This is a genomic window from Sphingobium sp. MP9-4 (genome assembly GCF_005281675.1).
Lineage (GTDB): Bacteria > Pseudomonadota > Alphaproteobacteria > Sphingomonadales > Sphingomonadaceae > Sphingobium > Sphingobium yanoikuyae.
On sequence record NZ_LUFI01000082.1, the window covers coordinates 90,196 to 108,126 of the forward strand.

A 17,931-nucleotide genomic window follows, 5' to 3' on the forward strand; every position below is an offset into this window, starting at 1 on the left:
AGATAGGTAACGCCGGGGGTGAGGGAAAGGGGCCGTGCTTCGTTATGCCCGGAACAAAAAAAGGGCCGGCGCAAGCGCCAGCCCGGAAAGTTTATAGGAGAGGATGCCTGAAAGGCCTTTCCTATGTGCGCTGCAGCAGGTAATTTTGCAAGTGCGAAAAGAATCGGGTGGTTGCAATTTTTGCATCTTGCCATTTGCCGCGTTTTCCTGCTCATTGCAGGTCAGGATGCTTGAACCGGGGAAGCGCGCCGTTCGATAATGACAGATGATGCGACGCAGCGGACCGGCTTATAGAATTTGACGATTATGCGCAGATTGCCGCCTCTTACGGCCCTGGAGGCCTTTGTTCAGGTTGCCCGTCTTGGCTCGGTCAAGGCGGCTGCCGAAGAACTCGCCCTGTCGACGCCGGCACTCAGCCGTCGCGTCCAAGCGCTGGAGCGGTTCATCGGACGCCCGCTGTTCGACCGCAAGCATCAGGCGCTGGAGATCAATTCCGAAGGCCAGCGGCTGCTCGACGACATCGCCCCGGCGCTGGATTCGCTCAGCCAGGCCCTGGAGAATATCCAGAGCGGCGGCAACCAGTTGCGCCTGCGCCTGGCGGTGATGCCGCTGTTCGCGACGCAGCGCCTGTTCCCGCATCTGGGCCGGCTGCGCCAGCAGCATCCGCAATTGCATATCGACATCGAGACGACACCCCATGCGGTCGCGCGGCTGGGCGAAGGGCTGGACGCGGCGATCGTGCTGGCCAGCAAGGATATCGACCCGGCGCTCTATGCCTATGAGCTGGACCATGAGCAGGTCTATCTGATCGGCCGGCGCGAAATGGTGGAGGGCCCCAATGCGCTGGCATCGCCCAGCGAACTGGCGCAGCAGACGATCCTGCTGCATCGCGACATGGCCCTTTCCTTCGACGCGTGGAAGGACGTGGCGGGCATTCCCGACCTGCAGCCGTTGGCGATCGACAATTATGATTCGGGGCAGCTGATGCTGGAAGCCGCCGCCCAGGGACTGGGCGTGGCGGTCATGCATGCCAGCCATTTCGAACAGTCGGGCGACCCCCGCCTGATCCGGCTGTTCCCCAATATACGCTGCGACAGCCCCTATCGCTATTATTTCGTCTGTCGCCCGCGCGCGTTGCAGACCCGGTCGGTGCGCATCTTCCGCGATTGGCTGGTGGCGGCAAATATCTGAATCCACGTAGAAAAAGCGGCATGGATTGAAATCCCTGCGACTTTTGCCGAGCGCTCCCTTAACCTTGATCGGGCGCCTCCGTTATAAGCGGCATGACTGGATCAACCACATCCACCGCCGGCTCGCACCATGGGCTGACCGACCGCCTTTCCCGCTGGGCCCGTGGCCTGTCCGGCAAGCCGGACGAACCGCAGGTGGAGAGCGAACCGCGCGCGCGCGCCGGCAGTGCGGCCAGCCGCGAGATTAATCGCCGCCGACGTCTCTATGAGGAGATCGGCGAATTTCTATTCGCCCATGATCTGGACCTGACGCCGCTTAATTTCGGCGTCGCGCTCGACTATCTGACCGGCGCCAGCATCGGCGTGGAAAAGGCGGTGCAGGCAGTGCTGATGGAGCGCGGCAAGATCAGCAACGCCTGGATGGAATCGCTCGCCGCCAGCCAGCGCTCGGACGAGGTGACGCCCGACGCGCTCGCCTCCATGCTCGACAAGGTCGAGGAAAATCTGGACGAATTTACCGGGCTGATGACCGAATCCCGCAATTCGGCCAAGGATTATGGCGCGGCATTGCAGGAACAGGCCAAGGGCCTGGCCGCCGGCGCCGACAATGAGCCGATCCTGGCACGGCTGGTCAGCCTGACCCGGTCGATGGTGGAAAAGACCCGCCAGGTCGAAACCCAGCTGCGCGAGAACCAGAAGCAGACCCAGGCGCTGAAATCGAGCCTGGAGACCGCGCGTCGCGCCGCCGAGCATGACCATCTGACCGGTCTGCCCAATCGCCGCGCCTTCGAGGGCGTGCTGCGCGAGGAACTGAAGCTGGCGAAGGAAGGCGACGAGCAATTGTCGGTCGCCTTCTGCGACATCGACCATTTCAAGCTGGTCAACGATACCCATGGCCATGAGACCGGCGACCGGGTGCTGAAATTCGTCGCCGGGCTGCTGGCCAAAGCGTCCGATGACCGCTGCCATGTCGCTCGCCATGGCGGCGAGGAGTTCGTCATGCTGTTTCGCGGCAAGACGGCGGCCGAGACCTGTGAGGCGGTCGATGCGGTGCGCGAGGATCTGGCCAATCGCAGCCTGGTCAACCGCACCAATGGCGAGCGGATGGAGCGGGTGAGCTTTTCCGCCGGCGTCGCCAATGTCCTGGCCTATGACGACCCGCGCGCGGCGCTGAAGGCCGCCGACCGGGCGCTCTACCTGGCCAAGGAACATGGCCGCAACCGCGTCTATCTGGCGGCCGAAGCGGACTAGGCCGCTTCGTGCCCGTGCCCTTTAGAAATCGGGCTTTTCATAATGGGTCGGCGGGGTGATGACTTCCATCCGTTCGGACAGGAGCGGACGGAAGGAGGGGCGTGACTTGAAGCCGGCATACCAGCGCTTGACCGGCTCATGCCCGGCCCAGTCGATGCCGCCCAGATAATCCGCCACCGACAGATGCGCCGCCGCCGCGATATCGGCGAGGCTGAGCGTACCGCCGGCCATCCAACTGCGATGGTCGAGCAGATAGTCCATATAGTCCATATGGACGTTGGCCCGGCGCATCGCTTCGCGCAGGACGCGGGCGTCGGGCGAGACGCGCTCGATCAGCCGCTTCTTCATCCGCTCATGCAGCAGCGGGCCGACGACATCGCCGTAGAAATTCTGGTCGAAAAAGGCGGTCAGGCGCCGCACTTCCGCGCGCCCGGCAGCCGTGCCGGAGATGAGCGGGAATTTTTCGACCGTTTCCTCGAAATATTCGCAGATCGCCTGGCTGTCGATCAGCGTGACGCCCTTTTCCTGATCGACGACCACCGGGGTGGTGCCGGCCGGATTGAGATCCAGAAACTCGTCGCGCATTTCCCAGGGAGATTCGCGCACCAGATCATAGCCGATGCCTTTCTCGCCAAGCAGCAGACGGACCTTGCGGGAGAAGGGACAGAGCGGGAATTGGAAAAGTTGCCACATATGATCTTCTGTTAGGCCGGGGCCGCGCGCCGGGAAAGGCGCAAAAACACAGAAACGCGGCGAAACGCGCATCGCCCCTTTAAGTCGTGCTGCGCGCCTCCTACAACCTGCTGCAAGCGCATGGAATTTAGCGCACAGGAAAGGATAGCTGGATGTCTGACGATTTCTTCCCGGTTCCCTCCCAATGGGCCGCCCAGGCCCTGTTGGACCGGGAAGGCCGCGCGGCCGATTATGCACGCTCGATCGAGGACGCCGACGCCTATTGGCTGGAGCGGGCGCAGCGGCTGGACTGGATCACGCCGCCGACCAAGGCCGACGAAAGCAGCTTCCACGAGGCGGATTTCGGCGTGAAATGGTTCGCCGACGGTGAACTGAACGTCAGCGCCAACTGCATCGACCGGCATCTGGCCGAGCGCGGCGACCAGGTCGCGATCATCTGGGAACCCGACAGCCCGGACGCCGATGTGCGCCGCTACACCTACAAGCAGGTGCATGAGGAAGTCTGCCGCCTTGCCAATGTGCTAAAGGACGCGGGCGCGCGGAAGGGCGACCGGATCACCGTCTATATGCCGATGATCCCCGAGGCGGCCTTTGCCCTGCTCGCCTGCGCGCGGATCGGCGCGATCCACAGCGTCGTGTTCGGCGGCTTTTCGCCCGAGGCGTTGGCCGGGCGTCTGGTCGATTGCGATTCGACCATCGTCATCACCGCCGACGAAGGGCGCCGGGCCGGCAAGACCGTGCCGCTCAAGGCCAATGTCGACGCCGCACTGGCCGAAGCACCCTGCGTCAACAAGGTGATCGTCGTGCAGGCGACCGGTGGCGCGGTGCAGATGCGGGAGGGGCGCGACATCTGGCTGCATGAAGCCGCGGCGCAGGTATCGGTCGACTGCCCGCCCGAACCGATGAATGCGGAAGACCCGCTGTTCATCCTCTACACCTCCGGCTCGACCGGCAAGCCCAAGGGCGTGCTGCATACGAGCGGCGGCTATCTGCTGTGGGCCAGCCTCACCCATGAACTGTGCTTCGACTATCGGCCCGGCGACATCTGGTGGTGCGCCGCCGACATCGGCTGGGTCACGGGCCACAGCTATATCGTCTACGGCCCGCTGGCGAACGGCGCGACGACCCTGATGTATGAGGGCGTGCCCAACTGGCCGACCCCGGCGCGCATCTGGGAAGTGGTCGACAAGCATCAGGTCCACACCATCTTCACCGCGCCCACGGCGCTGCGCGCGCTGATGAAGGAGGGCGACGATTATGTGCATTCGACCAGCCGCGCCTCGCTGCGCGTGCTGGGTACGGTCGGCGAGCCGATCAATCCGGAAGCCTGGCGCTGGTATCATAGCGTGATCGGCGAAGGCCGTTGTCCGATCATCGACACCTGGTGGCAGACCGAGACCGGCGGCGCGATGATCGCGCCGATGCCTGGCGCCACCGACCTGAAGCCCGGCAGCGCCACCCTGCCGATGCCCGGCGTCATTCCTCAGATATTGGATGGCGATGGCACGGTGCAGGAGGGTGCGACCGAAGGCAATCTGGTGATCGCGGGCAGCTGGCCGGGCCAGATGCGCACGGTGTGGGGCGACCATGACCGCTTCTTCCAGACCTATTTCACCACCTTCCCCGGCAAATATACCACCGGCGACGGCGCGCGGCGCGACGCCGACGGCTATTACTGGATCACCGGCCGGGTCGACGATGTCATCAACGTGTCGGGCCATCGCATGGGCACGGCCGAGGTCGAGAGCGCGCTGGTGCTGCATGAAAGCGTCGCCGAGGCCGCGGTGGTCGGCTTCCCGCACGACATCAAGGGCCAGGGCATCTATGCCTATGTGACGCTGAACGCGAATGAGGAGCCGAGCGACGATTTGCGCAAGGATCTGGTGAAATGGGTGCGGACCGAGATCGGCCCGATCGCCACGCCCGATGCGATCCAGTTCGCGCCCGGCCTGCCCAAGACGCGTTCGGGCAAGATCATGCGCCGCATCCTGCGCAAGATCGCCGAGGGCGAAGTGTCAGCGCAGGCGCTGGGGGACGTTAGTACACTTGCCGATCCGTCGGTTGTGGATAATCTGGTCGCCAATCGTCAGGGATAAAAGACACGCCGGATAAGGACCTTATCGCCACCGTGCGTATCCTTTCGACATAGCTGGGCCGTGCGGGCGGGGTAGCGCGCGCAGGGCCCAGGCGAGACTTCCGTAAAAGGAGCAGCCCATGGCCCGTTACACGTCCGTCGCCCGCCTGTTGCACTGGATCATCGCGATCCTGATCCTGGTCAATCTGTGGCTGGGCTTTACCCATGACAGCCTGCCCAAGGAATGGAAGATGATGCCGGTCCACAAGTCGATCGGTCTGACCGTATTGGCATTGACGATCCTGCGCATCGTCTGGCGGCTGGGGCACAAGCCGCCGGCGCTGCCGGCCGCGATGCCGGGCTGGGAGAAGCTGGCCGCCAACCTCACCCATTTCGCCTTCTACGCCTTCATGCTGATCGTGCCGCTGTCCGGCTGGATCATGTCGTCGGCGGGCGAGCGGCCCTTGAACTGGTTCTTCCTGTTCGACGTGCCGAAATTCGGCGTGGCCAAGGGCGATGCGATCGTCGGCATATCGCACGAGGCGCACGAGCTGATCCCCTGGCTGTGGAGCGCGCTCATCATCGTCCACATATTGGCGGCGCTGCGCCACCATTTCATGCTGAAGGACGGGGTATTGCGGCGGATGCTGTGATTGACCCATTCCTCCCCGGCACGGGGAGGAATATTACACCATCTCGCCGGCGAGCAGGCGCGGGAGGGCGCCGGACTGGCCGCGGGCTTCGGCCATGAAGCGGTTCTTGAGCAGGCTGGTGCGCTGCACGGCGGCAAGACCGGCGCGGCGGACCAGCGAGGGCAGCTTGCCGGGAATGTCGAACAGGCGGACCAAGCCATCCATCGCGACGCTGGTCGTCATCGTGTCGAGGCCGCGCCAGCGCTGATAGCGGGCAAGCACCTGCGCATCGCCCGGATCGAGGCCGAGGCGCATGCCTTCGACCAAGACTTCGACCAGCGCCGCCACATCGCGGAAGCCGAGATTGAGGCCCTGTCCGGCGATCGGGTGGATGGCATGGGCGCTGTCGCCGACCAGCGCGACGCGGGTGTCGGTGATGCGCGCGGCATGATGGAAGCCGAGCGGATAGGAGGAGCGCGGGCCGGCCAGGCTGATCTCGCCCAGGAAGCCGCCGATGCGCTTCTGCATTTCGGCGAGCCAGGCGCGTTCCGACAGCTTGAGCATCGCCGGCGCCTGATCGGTGGGCACGGTCCACACCACGGCGGATCGGGTGCCCGGCAGCATCGGCAGCAGCGCGAGCGGACCGCCGACATAGAAGATTTCATAGGCGGTGTTGGCGTGCGGCACCTCATGGTCGATCGCGGTGACCATGGCGGTGTGCTTATATTGCCAGCGGGTGGTATTGATGCCCGCCGCCTCGCGCGTGGGGCTGTTGCGCCCTTCCGCCGCGACCAGCAATGCGCCGTGGATCGTCGCACCGCTTTGCAGCGTCAGGGTGACGCCATCAGCATTGCGATCGACATGGACGGCGCGATCGGGCTGGAAGATGGTGAGGTTTTCGACCTCGGCGGCGGTCTGCGCCAGCGCGACGCGCAGGTCGCGATTGGGGAACATCGTCCCCATCACGCCATCATCCGCGTCCGGCACGAAATCGAGCGCGCCCGGCTCCAGCCCGTCGCTGACCCAGATACGGTCGATCGGGCAGCCCTTGCCCTCCAGATGCGCGCCAACGCCGATCGCCTGAAGCATGGCATGGCTGGTCGAGCTGATCGCCGAGACACGGCCATCAAAACCGGCGGCCGTGGCCTGCACGGGGTCGGCCGGATCGATCACGGCGCATTGCACGCCATGGCGCGAAAGAGCGATGCCCAGGGTGAGGCCAACCAGGCCCCCACCAAGAATGACGACGTCGAAGCGTTGCATGGGCATCTGTCTAGGCGCTTGCGAGCGCTTTGAAAAGCATCGCCCCCGCTTTCGGGGTGAAAGCGGGGGCGACAAATTGTCTCAGGTGAGCGGCTCTAGATCAAAGAGTGCGGACCCAGCCGGCCGGATCGGCCACGCTGCCGCGCTGGATGCCGGTCAGTTCGGCGCGCAGGCTTTCGGTGACCAGGCCGCCATCGCCATTGCCGACGGTGAAATCGCCGTCGGTGCTCTTGACCGTGCCAATCGCCGTGACGACCGCAGCGGTGCCGCAGGCGAATGCCTCGCGCAGCTTGCCGCTGGCGGCGTCGGCACGCCACTGGGCGAAGCTGTATGGCTCCTCGCGCACCTCATGCCCCTTGGCGCGGGCGAGGCTGATGATCGAGTTGCGGGTGATGCCGGGCAGGATGGTGCCGGTCAGCGGCGGGGTGACGATCGAGCCGTCATCCATGACGAAGAAGACGTTCATGCCGCCCAGTTCCTCGACCCACTTATTCTCGGCGGCGTCGAGGAAGACGACCTGGTCGCAACCATGCTTGATCGCTTCCTTCTGCGCGACCAGCGAAGCGGCATAGTTGCCGCCGCACTTGGCAGCGCCCGTGCCGCCGCGCGCGGCGCGGGTATAATGTTCCGACACCCACAGGGTCACGGCCTTCTTGCCGCCCTTGAAATAGGCGCCGGCGGGCGAGGCGATGACGCAGAAAATATATTCGTTCGACGGGCGCACACCCAGGAAGGCTTCGCTGGCGAACAGGAAGGGGCGCAGATAGAGGCTGCCCTCACCCGACGGGATCCAGTCCGCGTCAATCTTCACCAGCTGCTCGACCGCTTCGAGGAACATGTCTTCCGGGATCGCCGGCATCGCCATGCGTTCGGCGGACTCGGCGAAGCGACGGGCATTTTCCTCCGGCCGGAACATGGCGACGCTGCCGTCGGCCAGGCGATAGGCCTTCATCCCTTCGAAGATTTCCTGGGCATAATGGAGCACGGCGCAGGCCGGATCGAGCTGGAACGGCTCGCGCGGACCGACGCTGTGGCTGTGCCAGCCCTGCCCCTCGGTATAGCGGATGGTGACCATATGGTCGGTGAAGAGCCGGCCGAAGCCCGGATCCTCCAGAAGTACCGCGCGCGCGTCCGCCGCCACAGCCTTGCTGCTGGGGGTAACGGTAAAGCGCGACTTCTGTTCGACGTCCATGGTGAGTCTCCTTATGCGTTGGACGGGGGCGCCTATGTCACATCCGGCCCCGCGAAACAATTGGTCATATATACTGACCAATTTTGGAATAAAGAGCCAAGGCGCTGTCGCTGGCCTCTTCCCGTCCCAGCGCGCGCCCTGTATCGCATGCGCCATGCACTTCTTTTCGGACAATGCCACCCCGATCTGCCCTCAGGTGATGGCCGCCATCGCCGGCGCGGACCATGCCGACCATGGCTATGACGGCGACGCGTGGAGCGCGCGGCTGGACGGCGCCTTTTCCGACCTGTTCGAAACGCCGGTGAAGGCGCAATGGATCGCTACCGGCACGGCGGCCAACAGCATCGCGCTCGCCTGCCTGTGCCCGCCCTATGGCGGGGTGATCTGCCATGAGGAAGCGCATATCGTGGTCGACGAATGCGGCGCGCCGGGCTTCTACACCCATGGCGCCAGCCTGATGGCGCTGCCCGGCGTCGGCGCCAAGCTGTTGCCCGATGTCGTGGAGGCAAGGCTCAAGGCGATCCGCCCCGACGTGCATCAGGTGCCGGCACGGGCGATCAGCATCACCAATGCGACCGAATATGGCATGGTCTATACGCCGGACGAGGTCGCGGCGCTGGGCGAGATCGCCAAGGCCCATGGGCTGGGCTTCCACATGGACGGCGCGCGCTTTGCCAATGCGGTGGCGCATCTGGGCTGCGCGCCGGCCGATGTCACCTGGCGGGCGGGGATCGACATCCTTTCCTTCGGCTGCGTCAAGAATGGCGGCATGGTGGGCGAGGCGCTTCTGTTCTTCGGCCCCGAACGCGAGGCGCGGGCAGCGGAAGCGGCGCGCTGGCGCAAGCGGGCGGGCCATCTCTTTTCCAAGGGGCGCTACCTCGCCGCGCAGATATTGGCGATGGTCGAGGACGGGCTGTGGCTGGACAATGCCCGCGCCGCCAATGGCGCAGCGCAGGCGCTGGCGCAGGCCGCGGCCGGGCGGCTGATGCACCCGGTGGAGGCCAATGAGCTGTTCGTCTGGCTGACCCCGGCGGAAGCGGCGACGCTGCGCGCGCAGGGCTTCGATTTCTATGACTGGGGCGAAGGTGCAGCGCGGCTGGTGACCAACTGGTCCCAGGATGCGCAGAGCGTCGCGCCGCTGGCCGCCGCGATCCGGGCATTGGGGCATCATGACGCCTGACGACAGGGCACGGCGCGGGATGGAGCGGGGCGGGATGGAGCGGGGCGGCATCGCCCTGCCCTTCATACTCGTCACCCTGATCTGGAGTTCGACCTGGATCGTGATCCGCGACCAGTTGGGCAGCGTGCCGGCCAGCTGGTCGGTCTGCTATCGCTTCCTGCTGGCGGGCCTTGCGATGGCCGCGTTCGCGCGGATGCGCGGCGTGTCGCTCAATATCGGGCGGAGCGGCCTGGTCTTTGCCGCATTGCTCGGCACGGCGCAGTTCGTGCTCAATTTCAACTTCGTCTATCGCGCCGAAGTCTATCTGACGTCCGGCGTGGTGGCGGTGGTCTATGCGATGCTGCTGATCCCCAACAGCATCCTGGCCTGGATCTTCCATCGCCAGCCGGTCAGCCGGGCCTTCATCGGCGGGTCGGTGATCGCGACGGCCGGCATCGCCATGATGCTGGTGCATGAATATCGCTTTGCCGGGATCGACCCGGACAAGGTGGTGCTGGGCGCAGCCTTTGCCTGTGCCGGACTGATGAGCGCATCGACCGCCAATGTGATGCAGGGCATGGAGATCGCCCGCCGGCTGCCGATGATCGCGGTGCTGGCCTGGGCGATGCTGATCGGCGCGGGAATCGACGCCGCCTTTGCCTGGATCACCACCGGGCCACCGGTGATCGAGCCGCGGATCGGCTATCTGCTGGGCATAGGCTGGCTGGCGCTGGCGGGATCGGTCGTCACCTTCCCGCTCTATTTCGGACTGATCCAGCGCATGGGCGCGGGTCGGGCCGCCTATACCAGCGTACTAATCCCGGTGATCGCGATGCTGATCTCCACGGTGGTGGAGGGCTATCGCTGGAGCGGGCTGGCCGTGCCGGGCGCGCTGCTGGCGATCGCCGGGATGGTGATCGCGCTGCGGGCCAAGACCAGAGCCTGATCGCCTGAGGTGGAAGCGCTTCGCGCTTTCACCGATGGCGTGAATCAGGCTCTATTCTATGATTCTAGAGCCTGACGCCGCCGGGCTGGTAGCGCAGCTTGGCCATGTTGAGGCGGGCGATCAGGCTGCTGAGCGATTCCGGCGCGGGGGCCGCGCGATCGGGCACGGACATGGCGTTGATACGGTCACCGAGCGTGGAAACAGTCTTGTCGATGCTGGTCATGACACACCCTTGTTGATGCGGTAATCCCGCTTTCGGCGCACGCTGGTTAACGGGGCGTAAACCATGCGACGAACCGATCAGCAAGGCTGATTTTCTTCCACAAGACAGGCCCTTAGACCTTCGACATGGGTGGGGTAAAGAGGTTTCCAATCAAGCAGCCGACGCGCCCGGCCATTGGCGACACGGCGGTTTTCGGCATAGAAGGCCAGCGCCTGGGGCGAGAGGTCGGCCTGTTCCAGCGACAGCAGCGGCGGTAGCGGCTGGCCCAGCAGTTCGCAGGCGGTGGCGATCACGTCATTCTGGGCGCAGGGCCGGTCGTCGGCCAGATTATAGGCACCGGGCGGGCCGTCAAAGGCGGCGATGATGCCGCCGACGATATCGTCGACATGGACGCGGCTGAACACCTGTCCGGGCAGGGCGACACGGTGCGCCTTGCCGGCCCGGACGCGATCGAGCGCGGAGCGGCCGGGACCATAGATGCCGGGCAGGCGGAAGCGACGGACATCGGGCCGCAAGGCACCCCAGTCGAGATCGGCGCGGGCGCGGGCGGTGCGGCGCCCCTGCCCCACAGGGCTTGCCTCGTCGACCCAGGCGCCGGCCGCATCGCCATAGACGCCGGTCGAGGAAAGATAGCCGACCCAGAGCGCCGGCGCGGCGGCGATCGCGGCGCCATAGCGGGTGAGGACGGGGTCATCCTCGCCCTCGGGCGGGACGGAGGAGAGGATATGGGTGGCGCCGGCAATCGCGGCGCGAACGGCGGGTTCATCGTCGAAGGCGATCGCCTGGGCATCGGCGCTGCGGCGGACGCCGGTGACCTGCCAGCCCTCGGCGCGCAGCCGCGCGGCGAGGCGGGAGGCGCTATAGCCCATGCCGAGGATCAGCATGTGCAGCATCGGCGCCCTCCCCTGAACTGGTATCAGACCGTGAAGCTCTCGCCGCAGCCGCAGCTGCCCTTGGCGTTGGGATTGGCAAAGACGAAGCCGGCGGTGAAATCATCCTCGACCCAGTTCATGGTCGAACCGATGAGATAGAGGACCGAGGCACCGTCAATGTAAAGGACACCGCCGGGGGTCTCGATCTTCTCGTCGAACTTGGCTTCTTCGGTGACATAGTCGACCGAATAGGCAAGGCCCGAGCAGCCGCGCTTGGGGGTCGACAGCTTGACCCCGATCGCGCCTTCGGGCGCCTGCGCCATCAGCTCGGCGATGCGGCCTTCGGCGCTGGGCGTCAGCATGACGGCCGCGGGGCGGGCGCGAGTCTTGGTGGTCGTCTCGGTCATCAGAGCATTCCCAGTTCGAGCTTGGCTTCGTCCGACATCTTGCCCGGATCCCATGGCGGATCCCAGACCAGGTTCACCTCGACATCGCCGACGCCGGGCACCGCGCCGACGCGCAGTTCGACTTCGCCAGGCATGGATTCGGCGACCGGGCAATGCGGCGTGGTCAGCGTCATGGTGACGACGGCATGGCCGTCGCTGGTGACGTCAACGCCGTAGATGAGGCCGAGGTCATAGATGTTGACCGGGATTTCGGGGTCGAAGATTTCCTTCAGCGCATCGATGATGCCGTCATAGAGATCGCCGCCCGGCTCACCGGCCGCGACTTCGCTGGGCTTTTGCGCCAGGAAACCGTCGAGATAGTCGCGCTGGCGCGGAGCCGCCTCCGCCTCTTCCACGCGCGCCTTGGGCGGGGTTTCCACCGCGTCGACTTCTTCCACCATGAACTTCTTTTCCTCGGTCATCCGAAGATCTTCCTTACCCGTTCAATGCCCTTGACCAGCGCATCCACGTCGCTGTCGTCGCTATAGATGCCGAAACTGGCCCGTGCGGTCGCCTCGACGCCCAAATGCCGCATCAGCGGCTGGGCGCAATGATGGCCGGCGCGGATCGCGACACCCGTTTCGTCCAATATGGTGCCGACATCGTGCGGATGCACCCCCTCCACCTCGAAAGAAAGGATGCCGGCCGAATCTTCGGGGCCAAAGACGCGCACACTGTTGATCTGGCCGATCGCGGTGCGGGCCTTGGCCACCATGGCGCATTCATGGGCGTGGATGGTGTCGAGGCCGATGCCCTGCACATAATCGATCGCAGCGGACAGGCCGACGACGCCGACGATATGCGGCGTGCCTGCCTCGAACCGGGTCGGCGCGGGGGCATAGGTGGTCTTTTCGAACGTCACCTTGTCGATCATCGATCCGCCGCCCTGATAGGGGGGCATGGAGTCGAGCAGTTCCTTGCGGCCCCACAGCACGCCGATGCCGGTCGGGCCGTAAAGCTTGTGCGCGGAGAAGACGTAGAAGTCGCAATCGAGCGCCTGAACATCGACGGCGAGGCGGGGGACCGCCTGGCAACCGTCGATCAGGATCTTGGCGCCGACCATATGGGCGATGTCGGCAGCGCGGCGGCAATCGAGCACGCTGCCGAGCACATTCGACACATGGGCGAGCGCGACCATGCGGTGCTGCGGCGTGATCATTGCGCGCATCGCGTCGAGATCGATCCGGCCATCATCCGTCAGCGGCACCACGTCGATCTGGGCGCCGACCTTTTCGGCGACGATCTGCCAGGGGACGATATTGCTGTGATGTTCGAGGGTCGACAGCAGGATGCGGTCGCCGGCCTTCAACTGCGTGCCAGCCCAGCATTGGGCGACCAGGTTGATGCCCTCGGTCGCGCCGCGGACATAGACGATCTCGCTGTCCGACGCGGCGCCGATGAAGCCGGCGACCTTGCGCCGGGCGGCCTCATAGGCGAGCGTCATATTGGCCGAGCGTTCATAGACGCCGCGATGCACGGTGGCATAGTCCGGGCCATAGGCACGGGCGATCGCGTCGATCACGGCCGTCGGCTTCTGCGCGGTGGCGGCGCTGTCGAGATAATGCCAGTCGCCGACACCGGGGAAATCGTCCCGCAGGCGCAAGCCTTGGGCGAGATCGGTCATACCAGCGTCTCCAGCTTGACGAGCGCCGCCGCCTCGAACTGTTCGCGCAGATCGTCCTGCGCGACATCGTCGAACACGCCGGCAACGAAGCCCTTGAGCAGCAGCGTCTTGGCGGTCGCCGGGTCCATGCCGCGCGAGGCCATGTAGAAGAGCGCCTGCTTGTCCAGTTCGCCGACGGTCGCGCCATGGGCGCATTTCACGTCGTCGGCATAGATTTCCAGTTCCGGCTTGGCGTTCGCCGTGGCGGTGCGGTCCAGCAGCATCGCCTTGATCGACTGGAAAGCGTCGGTGCGCTGGGCATCGCGGGCGACATTGATGCTGCCCAGATAATTGCCGGTGGCATGGCTGCCCAGGATCGAGCGGACGGTCTGGCCGCTGGTCGCGTCGGGCTGGGCATGGGTGACGCTGGTGATGATCTCCAGCGTCTGCTCGCCACCGCCGATGATCGCGCCGTTCAGCTCGAAATGGCTGCCCTTGCCAAGCGTGACAGCGAAAGTGACACGTCCAAGCTTGCCGCCGATGTTGAGCAGATGGAAATCGAACCGGGCACCGTCCGCGATATCAATGACATAGTCATGCACAGCGGTCGCGCCATCGGCCGCCTCCTGCAGCAGATGGCCATGCGCGCTTTCGCCCTCCGCCACCGTGATCCGGGTCGCGGCCGGCACCGGCCAGGCAGCGGCGAGTGCGTCAAGATCGCTGTAACGCCAGGCTTCATCCTTGCGCGTGGGGAGAGCAAGCAGGGTCACGCCGCGGTCACCTCGGCCCCAAGCACTTCTGAATAGCCTTCGCTTTCGAGCTGCAGCGCCAGTTCCGGGCCGCCCGACTTGACGATCCGGCCGGCGGCCAGAACATGGACGAAGTCCGGCTTCACATAGTCGAGCAGGCGCTGATAATGGGTGATCAGCAGCACCGCCTTGTCGGGCTTGCGCATGATCGCGTTGATGCCCGCGCCGACGGTCTTGAGCGCGTCGATGTCGAGGCCCGAGTCGGTTTCGTCGAGGATCGCGAGCTTGGGATCGAGGATCCCCATCTGCACCATTTCGGCGCGCTTCTTCTCACCGCCGGAAAAGCCGACATTCACCGGGCGCTTGAGCATTTCCATGTCGAGGCCCAGCAGTCCGGCCTTTTCCTTGGCCAGCTTGATGAATTCGCCGCCGTTCAGCTCCTTCTCGCCGCGCGCGCGGCGCTGCGAATTGAGGCTTTCGCGCAGGAACTGCAGGTTGGAAACGCCGGGGATCTCGACCGGATATTGGAAGCCCAGAAAAAGCCCGGCAGCGGCGCGCTCATGCGGGTCCATGGCGAATAGGTCTTCACCCTCGAAGGTCGCGGTGCCGCCGGTCACGTCATAGTTCGGACGGCCACCCAGCGTGTAGGCGAGGGTCGACTTGCCGGCGCCGTTCGGCCCCATGATCGCGTGGATTTCGCCCGCATTGATCTGGAGCGACAGGCCCTTGAGGATCGCCTTGCCGTCGATTTCGTTGGTGAGATTGTCGATCGTCAGCATCTTGTCTTTAGTCCTTGTGCGCGCGCTGGAGCGTCCGCGCGGTCCAGAAGGCCATGTCGCGCACGTCGCCCGGCGCGGGGAAGAGCGTGTCGATATGGCGCTTGATCGGCATATAGGGCCACCAGTCGGCGTCCGGTTCGGGCGCGCCCTTTTCCAGCAGCGCGACGACGAATTCGCTGACCGGGCCCATGCGGGCAAGGTTGGGTGCCTTCGCCTTGTGGAAGGCCTTGTCGGTGCGCAGCTTCTCGGTCATGGCGACGTCGCCCTTCTCCAGCGCATCGCGGCATTCGGTCTGATAGGCGTCGAGATCGCCGAAATCCTTGACGGCGCGGGTCTGCAACTCGCCGTCTTCCAGCTCATAATCCTCGGTCAGGATGCGGATCGCGGCGGTCCATGCCTGGCCATTGCCGACATCCTCCGCGAAATCGGCGAGGGCATCCTGGATATCGTCTTCGTCGCTCAATTGTCCGTCCTTCAAAATCTCAAATTCATCGATCGTCAAAACCAGATGCTATGCATCCGCTTGAGAAATGCTTCATCCGAAACGGGGAAACCGGAGGCATCGCCGATCACAGAATCAATACCGCATTCCGGACACATGGCTGTGCCGCCATCATCCACCCAATCATCTATCCGGGCAGCAGGGAAATTGGTGCAGCAGTAAAAGCAACCAGCCACATTACTGGCTTCCAGCTCCTGCCGATGATTAGCGCTATGAACATGCGCCTCCACCTCGGCTCCACCCTGTCGCTTTAGCTCAGCAAGCCGGGCAGCCACTGCATCCGACGCCCCTGTCACCCCACGCTGCCTTCCAGGCTGATGCCCAGCAACTTCTGCGCCTCGACAGCGAATTCCATCGGCAGTTGCTGCAGCACTTCCTTGGCGAAGCCGTTGACGATCAGGCTGACCGCGCTTTCCTGATCCAGGCCGCGCTGCATCGCGTAGAAGAGCTGGTCGTCGCTGATCTTGCTGGTGGTCGCCTCATGCTCGATCTGGGCGCTGGGATTGCGCACCTCGATATAGGGCACGGTGTGGGCGCCACACTGGTCGCCTAGCAGCAGGCTGTCGCATTGGGTGAAGTTGCGCACGCCCTCCGCACCCGGCGCGACGCGCACGAGGCCGCGATAGGTGTTGTTGGAGCGGCCGGCCGAGATGCCCTTCGACACGATGGTCGAGCGGCTGCCCTTGCCATTGTGGATCATCTTGGTGCCGGTGTCGGCCTGCTGCAGATTGTTGGTAAGCGCGACCGAGTAGAATTCGCCGACGCTATTCTCGCCGTTCAGCACGCAGGACGGATATTTCCAGGTGATGGCGGACCCGGTTTCCACCTGGGTCCAGCTGACCTTGCTATTGCGACCTTGGCAGAGCGCGCGCTTGGTCACGAAATTATAGATGCCGCCCTTGCCATTCTCGTCACCGGGATACCAGTTCTGGACGGTGCTATACTTGATCTCCGCATCGTCGAGCGCGACCAGTTCCACCACGGCGGCGTGGAGCTGATTCTCATCGCGCATCGGCGCGGTGCAGCCTTCGAGATAGGAGACATAGGCGCCATCATCCGCGACGATCAGCGTGCGCTCGAACTGGCCGGTATTTTCCGCATTGATGCGGAAATAGGTCGACAGCTCCATCGGGCAGCGAACGCCCTTGGGGATGTAGACGAAGGTGCCGTCGGAGAAGACCGCGCAGTTCAGGGTAGCAAAATAATTGTCGTGCATCGGCACGACCTTGCCCAGCCACTTCTTTACGAGGTCGGGAAATTCGCGCACCGCTTCGCTGATCGAGCGGAAGATGACGCCCGCTTCCTCCAGCTCCTTGCGGAAGGTGGTGGCAACCGAGACCGAGTCAAACACGGCGTCGACCGCGATCTTGCGGCTGCCCTTCACGCCGGCGAGCATTTCCTGCTCGGCGATGGGAATGCCCAGCTTTTGATAGGTGGCAAGAATCTCGGGATCGACCTGATCCAGCGAATCCAGCTCCACCTTCTTCTTGGGTTCGGCGTAATAATAGGCGTCCTGATAGTCGATCGGCGGGACGTTGAGCTTGGCCCAGTCCGGCGCTTCCATCTTCTGCCACATGGCGAAGGCCTTCAGGCGCCAGTCGAGCAACCATTGCGGCTCGTTCTTCTTGGCCGAGATGAAGCGGACCGTATCCTCGTTCAGGCCCTTGGGCGCAAAATCCTGCTCGATCGCCGACGACCAGCCATGCTCATAGGTGGAGGCGCGCTCGGCGGCCTCCAGCGCTTCCTGATTACGGACGGTGCTCACTTCTTCAGTCATGCCATTTCTCGTGTCAGGCTGGCGATGGTCACGTTCGCGAGCGCTTCGCGGATCGCGTTGTTCGCCAGATTCATGTGCGGACGGATGCGGCAATCCTGTTCCAGATTGCAGTCATGCGCCCCCTGTTCGCTGCATGCGGTCATGGCGATGGGGCCTTCGACCGCCTCCACCACGTCCGCCAGGGTGATCGTCGCGGGCGGGCGCGACAGACGCACGCCGCCACCGGTGCCCCGGCTCGATTCGAGCAGACCCGCCGCCGACAGCCGGCTCACCAGCTTCTGCGCGGTGGGCAGCGGGATGCCGGTTTCGGCGCTGAGCGTGGTCGCGTTCATCTTGGCCGCACCGCAGTGGCGGGCGGCGGCAGACATCAGCACGACGGCATAATCGGCAAAGCTCGATAATTTCATGCGTGTTGCGAACCATTCTCAAATCGGATCGAATCAATCCGATTGGGCATGTGGTCCCACTCGCCCCCGGAATCAAGGCATTTTTCCTACCTTGGGAGTCTGTTTGGAAAATGCGCGAAAGAGCGCATTTTCAGAGCCGCACCAGCCCACACCCCCACCCGGCCGCCCAGACA

The 17,931-nt window shown here is 64.5% G+C and carries 20 protein-coding genes; 6 read left to right on the forward strand and 14 right to left on the reverse strand.

Features of this window, described 5'->3' with window-relative positions:
• The first annotated feature begins 306 nt into the window (after positions 1-306).
• Both A0U87_RS23205 and A0U87_RS23210 read left to right on the forward strand, forming a co-directional pair.
• Positions 307-1,191: a LysR substrate-binding domain-containing protein gene (locus A0U87_RS23205; protein WP_004209412.1), complete on the forward strand. Its 885-nt coding sequence runs from the start codon at positions 307-309 to the stop codon at positions 1,189-1,191.
• Between the two features lie 92 nt (positions 1,192-1,283).
• Positions 1,284-2,441 carry a GGDEF domain-containing protein gene (locus A0U87_RS23210; RefSeq protein ID WP_048936781.1) on the forward strand — a complete coding sequence of 386 codons (1,158 nt, stop codon included), beginning with the start codon at positions 1,284-1,286 and terminating at the stop codon, positions 2,439-2,441.
• 21 nt (positions 2,442-2,462) lie between these two features.
• Here A0U87_RS23210 and A0U87_RS23215 read toward each other — a convergent pair whose 3' ends face one another.
• Positions 2,463-3,134 (reverse strand): glutathione S-transferase family protein, encoded by a 672-nt coding sequence (locus A0U87_RS23215; protein ID WP_004209410.1) that lies wholly within the window; start codon positions 3,132-3,134, stop codon positions 2,463-2,465.
• Between the two features lie 152 nt (positions 3,135-3,286).
• Between A0U87_RS23215 and acs the strand changes: the two genes are divergently transcribed.
• Positions 3,287-5,230 (forward strand): acetate--CoA ligase, encoded by a 1,944-nt coding sequence (gene acs / locus A0U87_RS23220; RefSeq protein WP_017502732.1) that lies wholly within the window; start codon positions 3,287-3,289, stop codon positions 5,228-5,230.
• 118 nt (positions 5,231-5,348) lie between these two features.
• Entirely contained in the window at positions 5,349-5,861 is a 513-nt protein-coding gene (locus tag A0U87_RS23225; RefSeq protein ID WP_137406044.1) for a cytochrome b, read from the forward strand.
• A 33-nt stretch (positions 5,862-5,894) separates the two neighbouring features.
• Here the strand turns inward: A0U87_RS23225 and A0U87_RS23230 are convergent, their stop codons facing one another.
• Complete coding sequence (locus A0U87_RS23230; protein WP_137406045.1) at positions 5,895-7,103, reverse strand: UbiH/UbiF/VisC/COQ6 family ubiquinone biosynthesis hydroxylase; 1,209 nt, start codon at positions 7,101-7,103, stop codon at positions 5,895-5,897.
• 100 nt (positions 7,104-7,203) lie between these two features.
• A complete protein-coding gene (locus A0U87_RS23235; RefSeq protein ID WP_004209406.1) occupies positions 7,204-8,295 on the reverse strand; it encodes a branched-chain amino acid aminotransferase in 1,092 nt (363 codons plus the stop codon).
• A 154-nt stretch (positions 8,296-8,449) separates the two neighbouring features.
• On the opposite strand from A0U87_RS23235, the gene A0U87_RS23240 reads away from it, so the two are divergent.
• Both A0U87_RS23240 and A0U87_RS23245 read left to right on the forward strand, forming a co-directional pair.
• On the forward strand, positions 8,450-9,475 hold the full coding sequence (locus tag A0U87_RS23240) for a beta-eliminating lyase-related protein (protein WP_048936784.1): 1,026 nt from the start codon (positions 8,450-8,452) through the stop codon (positions 9,473-9,475).
• Positions 9,465-10,400: an EamA family transporter gene (locus A0U87_RS23245; RefSeq protein ID WP_234415689.1), complete on the forward strand. Its 936-nt coding sequence runs from the start codon at positions 9,465-9,467 to the stop codon at positions 10,398-10,400. The genes A0U87_RS23240 and A0U87_RS23245 overlap by 11 nt, the downstream gene beginning before the upstream one ends.
• Positions 10,401-10,464: 64 nt before the next feature.
• On the opposite strand, the gene A0U87_RS26350 is transcribed toward A0U87_RS23245, so the two are convergent.
• The 11 genes from A0U87_RS26350 to A0U87_RS23295 all read right to left on the reverse strand — a co-directional run bounded on the left by A0U87_RS26350 (position 10,465) and on the right by A0U87_RS23295 (position 17,758).
• Positions 10,465-10,623 carry a hypothetical protein gene (locus tag A0U87_RS26350; RefSeq protein ID WP_004209402.1) on the reverse strand — a complete coding sequence of 53 codons (159 nt, stop codon included), beginning with the start codon at positions 10,621-10,623 and terminating at the stop codon, positions 10,465-10,467.
• A 77-nt stretch (positions 10,624-10,700) separates the two neighbouring features.
• Positions 10,701-11,516, reverse strand: a complete 816-nt coding sequence (locus A0U87_RS23250) for an epimerase (RefSeq protein ID WP_048936785.1) — start codon at positions 11,514-11,516, stop codon at positions 10,701-10,703.
• Between the two features lie 23 nt (positions 11,517-11,539).
• On the reverse strand, positions 11,540-11,902 hold the full coding sequence (locus A0U87_RS23255; RefSeq protein ID WP_017503694.1) for an iron-sulfur cluster assembly accessory protein: 363 nt from the start codon (positions 11,900-11,902) through the stop codon (positions 11,540-11,542).
• Positions 11,902-12,363 (reverse strand): SUF system Fe-S cluster assembly protein, encoded by a 462-nt coding sequence (locus tag A0U87_RS23260; protein ID WP_010335502.1) that lies wholly within the window; start codon positions 12,361-12,363, stop codon positions 11,902-11,904. Before A0U87_RS23260 ends, A0U87_RS23255 begins: the two co-directional genes overlap by 1 nt.
• On the reverse strand, positions 12,360-13,565 hold the full coding sequence (locus A0U87_RS23265) for a cysteine desulfurase (RefSeq protein ID WP_122928494.1): 1,206 nt from the start codon (positions 13,563-13,565) through the stop codon (positions 12,360-12,362). The genes A0U87_RS23260 and A0U87_RS23265 overlap by 4 nt, the downstream gene beginning before the upstream one ends.
• Positions 13,562-14,314 carry a SufD family Fe-S cluster assembly protein gene (locus tag A0U87_RS23270; protein ID WP_048936787.1) on the reverse strand — a complete coding sequence of 251 codons (753 nt, stop codon included), beginning with the start codon at positions 14,312-14,314 and terminating at the stop codon, positions 13,562-13,564. Before A0U87_RS23270 ends, A0U87_RS23265 begins: the two co-directional genes overlap by 4 nt.
• Entirely contained in the window at positions 14,311-15,072 is a 762-nt protein-coding gene (sufC, locus tag A0U87_RS23275; RefSeq protein WP_048936788.1) for a Fe-S cluster assembly ATPase SufC, read from the reverse strand. The genes A0U87_RS23270 and sufC overlap by 4 nt, the downstream gene beginning before the upstream one ends.
• Before the next feature lie 7 nt (positions 15,073-15,079).
• The gene (locus tag A0U87_RS23280; RefSeq protein ID WP_048936865.1) at positions 15,080-15,535 is read right to left on the reverse strand and encodes a hypothetical protein; all 456 of its coding nucleotides are present in this window, start codon (positions 15,533-15,535) and stop codon (positions 15,080-15,082) included.
• A gap of 35 nt (positions 15,536-15,570) precedes the next feature.
• Positions 15,571-15,804, reverse strand: a complete 234-nt coding sequence (locus tag A0U87_RS23285) for a cytoplasmic protein (RefSeq protein ID WP_080993525.1) — start codon at positions 15,802-15,804, stop codon at positions 15,571-15,573.
• A 62-nt stretch (positions 15,805-15,866) separates the two neighbouring features.
• Positions 15,867-17,351: a Fe-S cluster assembly protein SufB gene (sufB, locus tag A0U87_RS23290; RefSeq protein WP_004209391.1), complete on the reverse strand. Its 1,485-nt coding sequence runs from the start codon at positions 17,349-17,351 to the stop codon at positions 15,867-15,869.
• On the reverse strand, positions 17,348-17,758 hold the full coding sequence (locus A0U87_RS23295) for an Rrf2 family transcriptional regulator (protein ID WP_004209390.1): 411 nt from the start codon (positions 17,756-17,758) through the stop codon (positions 17,348-17,350). The genes sufB and A0U87_RS23295 overlap by 4 nt, the downstream gene beginning before the upstream one ends.
• Between the last annotated feature and the right edge of the window lie 173 nt (positions 17,759-17,931).

What these genes read in the sequence shown, in the direction of transcription:
- A0U87_RS23205 (WP_004209412.1), top strand. Translation starts at nt 307, where the DNA reads ATGCGCAGATTGCCGCCTCTTACGGCCCTGGAGGCCTTTGTTCAGGTT.
- A0U87_RS23210 (WP_048936781.1), top strand. Translation starts at nt 1,284, where the DNA reads ATGACTGGATCAACCACATCCACCGCCGGCTCGCACCATGGGCTGACC.
- A0U87_RS23215 (WP_004209410.1), bottom strand. Translation starts at nt 3,134, where the DNA reads ATGTGGCAACTTTTCCAATTCCCGCTCTGTCCCTTCTCCCGCAAGGTC.
- acs (WP_017502732.1), top strand. Translation starts at nt 3,287, where the DNA reads ATGTCTGACGATTTCTTCCCGGTTCCCTCCCAATGGGCCGCCCAGGCC.
- A0U87_RS23225 (WP_137406044.1), top strand. Translation starts at nt 5,349, where the DNA reads ATGGCCCGTTACACGTCCGTCGCCCGCCTGTTGCACTGGATCATCGCG.
- A0U87_RS23230 (WP_137406045.1), bottom strand. Translation starts at nt 7,103, where the DNA reads ATGCAACGCTTCGACGTCGTCATTCTTGGTGGGGGCCTGGTTGGCCTC.
- A0U87_RS23235 (WP_004209406.1), bottom strand. Translation starts at nt 8,295, where the DNA reads ATGGACGTCGAACAGAAGTCGCGCTTTACCGTTACCCCCAGCAGCAAG.
- A0U87_RS23240 (WP_048936784.1), top strand. Translation starts at nt 8,450, where the DNA reads ATGCACTTCTTTTCGGACAATGCCACCCCGATCTGCCCTCAGGTGATG.
- A0U87_RS23245 (WP_234415689.1), top strand. Translation starts at nt 9,465, where the DNA reads ATGACGCCTGACGACAGGGCACGGCGCGGGATGGAGCGGGGCGGGATG.
- A0U87_RS26350 (WP_004209402.1), bottom strand. Translation starts at nt 10,623, where the DNA reads ATGACCAGCATCGACAAGACTGTTTCCACGCTCGGTGACCGTATCAAC.
- A0U87_RS23250 (WP_048936785.1), bottom strand. Translation starts at nt 11,516, where the DNA reads ATGCTGCACATGCTGATCCTCGGCATGGGCTATAGCGCCTCCCGCCTC.
- A0U87_RS23255 (WP_017503694.1), bottom strand. Translation starts at nt 11,902, where the DNA reads ATGACCGAGACGACCACCAAGACTCGCGCCCGCCCCGCGGCCGTCATG.
- A0U87_RS23260 (WP_010335502.1), bottom strand. Translation starts at nt 12,363, where the DNA reads ATGACCGAGGAAAAGAAGTTCATGGTGGAAGAAGTCGACGCGGTGGAA.
- A0U87_RS23265 (WP_122928494.1), bottom strand. Translation starts at nt 13,565, where the DNA reads ATGACCGATCTCGCCCAAGGCTTGCGCCTGCGGGACGATTTCCCCGGT.
- sufC (WP_048936788.1), bottom strand. Translation starts at nt 15,072, where the DNA reads ATGCTGACGATCGACAATCTCACCAACGAAATCGACGGCAAGGCGATC.
- sufB (WP_004209391.1), bottom strand. Translation starts at nt 17,351, where the DNA reads ATGACTGAAGAAGTGAGCACCGTCCGTAATCAGGAAGCGCTGGAGGCC.
- A0U87_RS23295 (WP_004209390.1), bottom strand. Translation starts at nt 17,758, where the DNA reads ATGAAATTATCGAGCTTTGCCGATTATGCCGTCGTGCTGATGTCTGCC.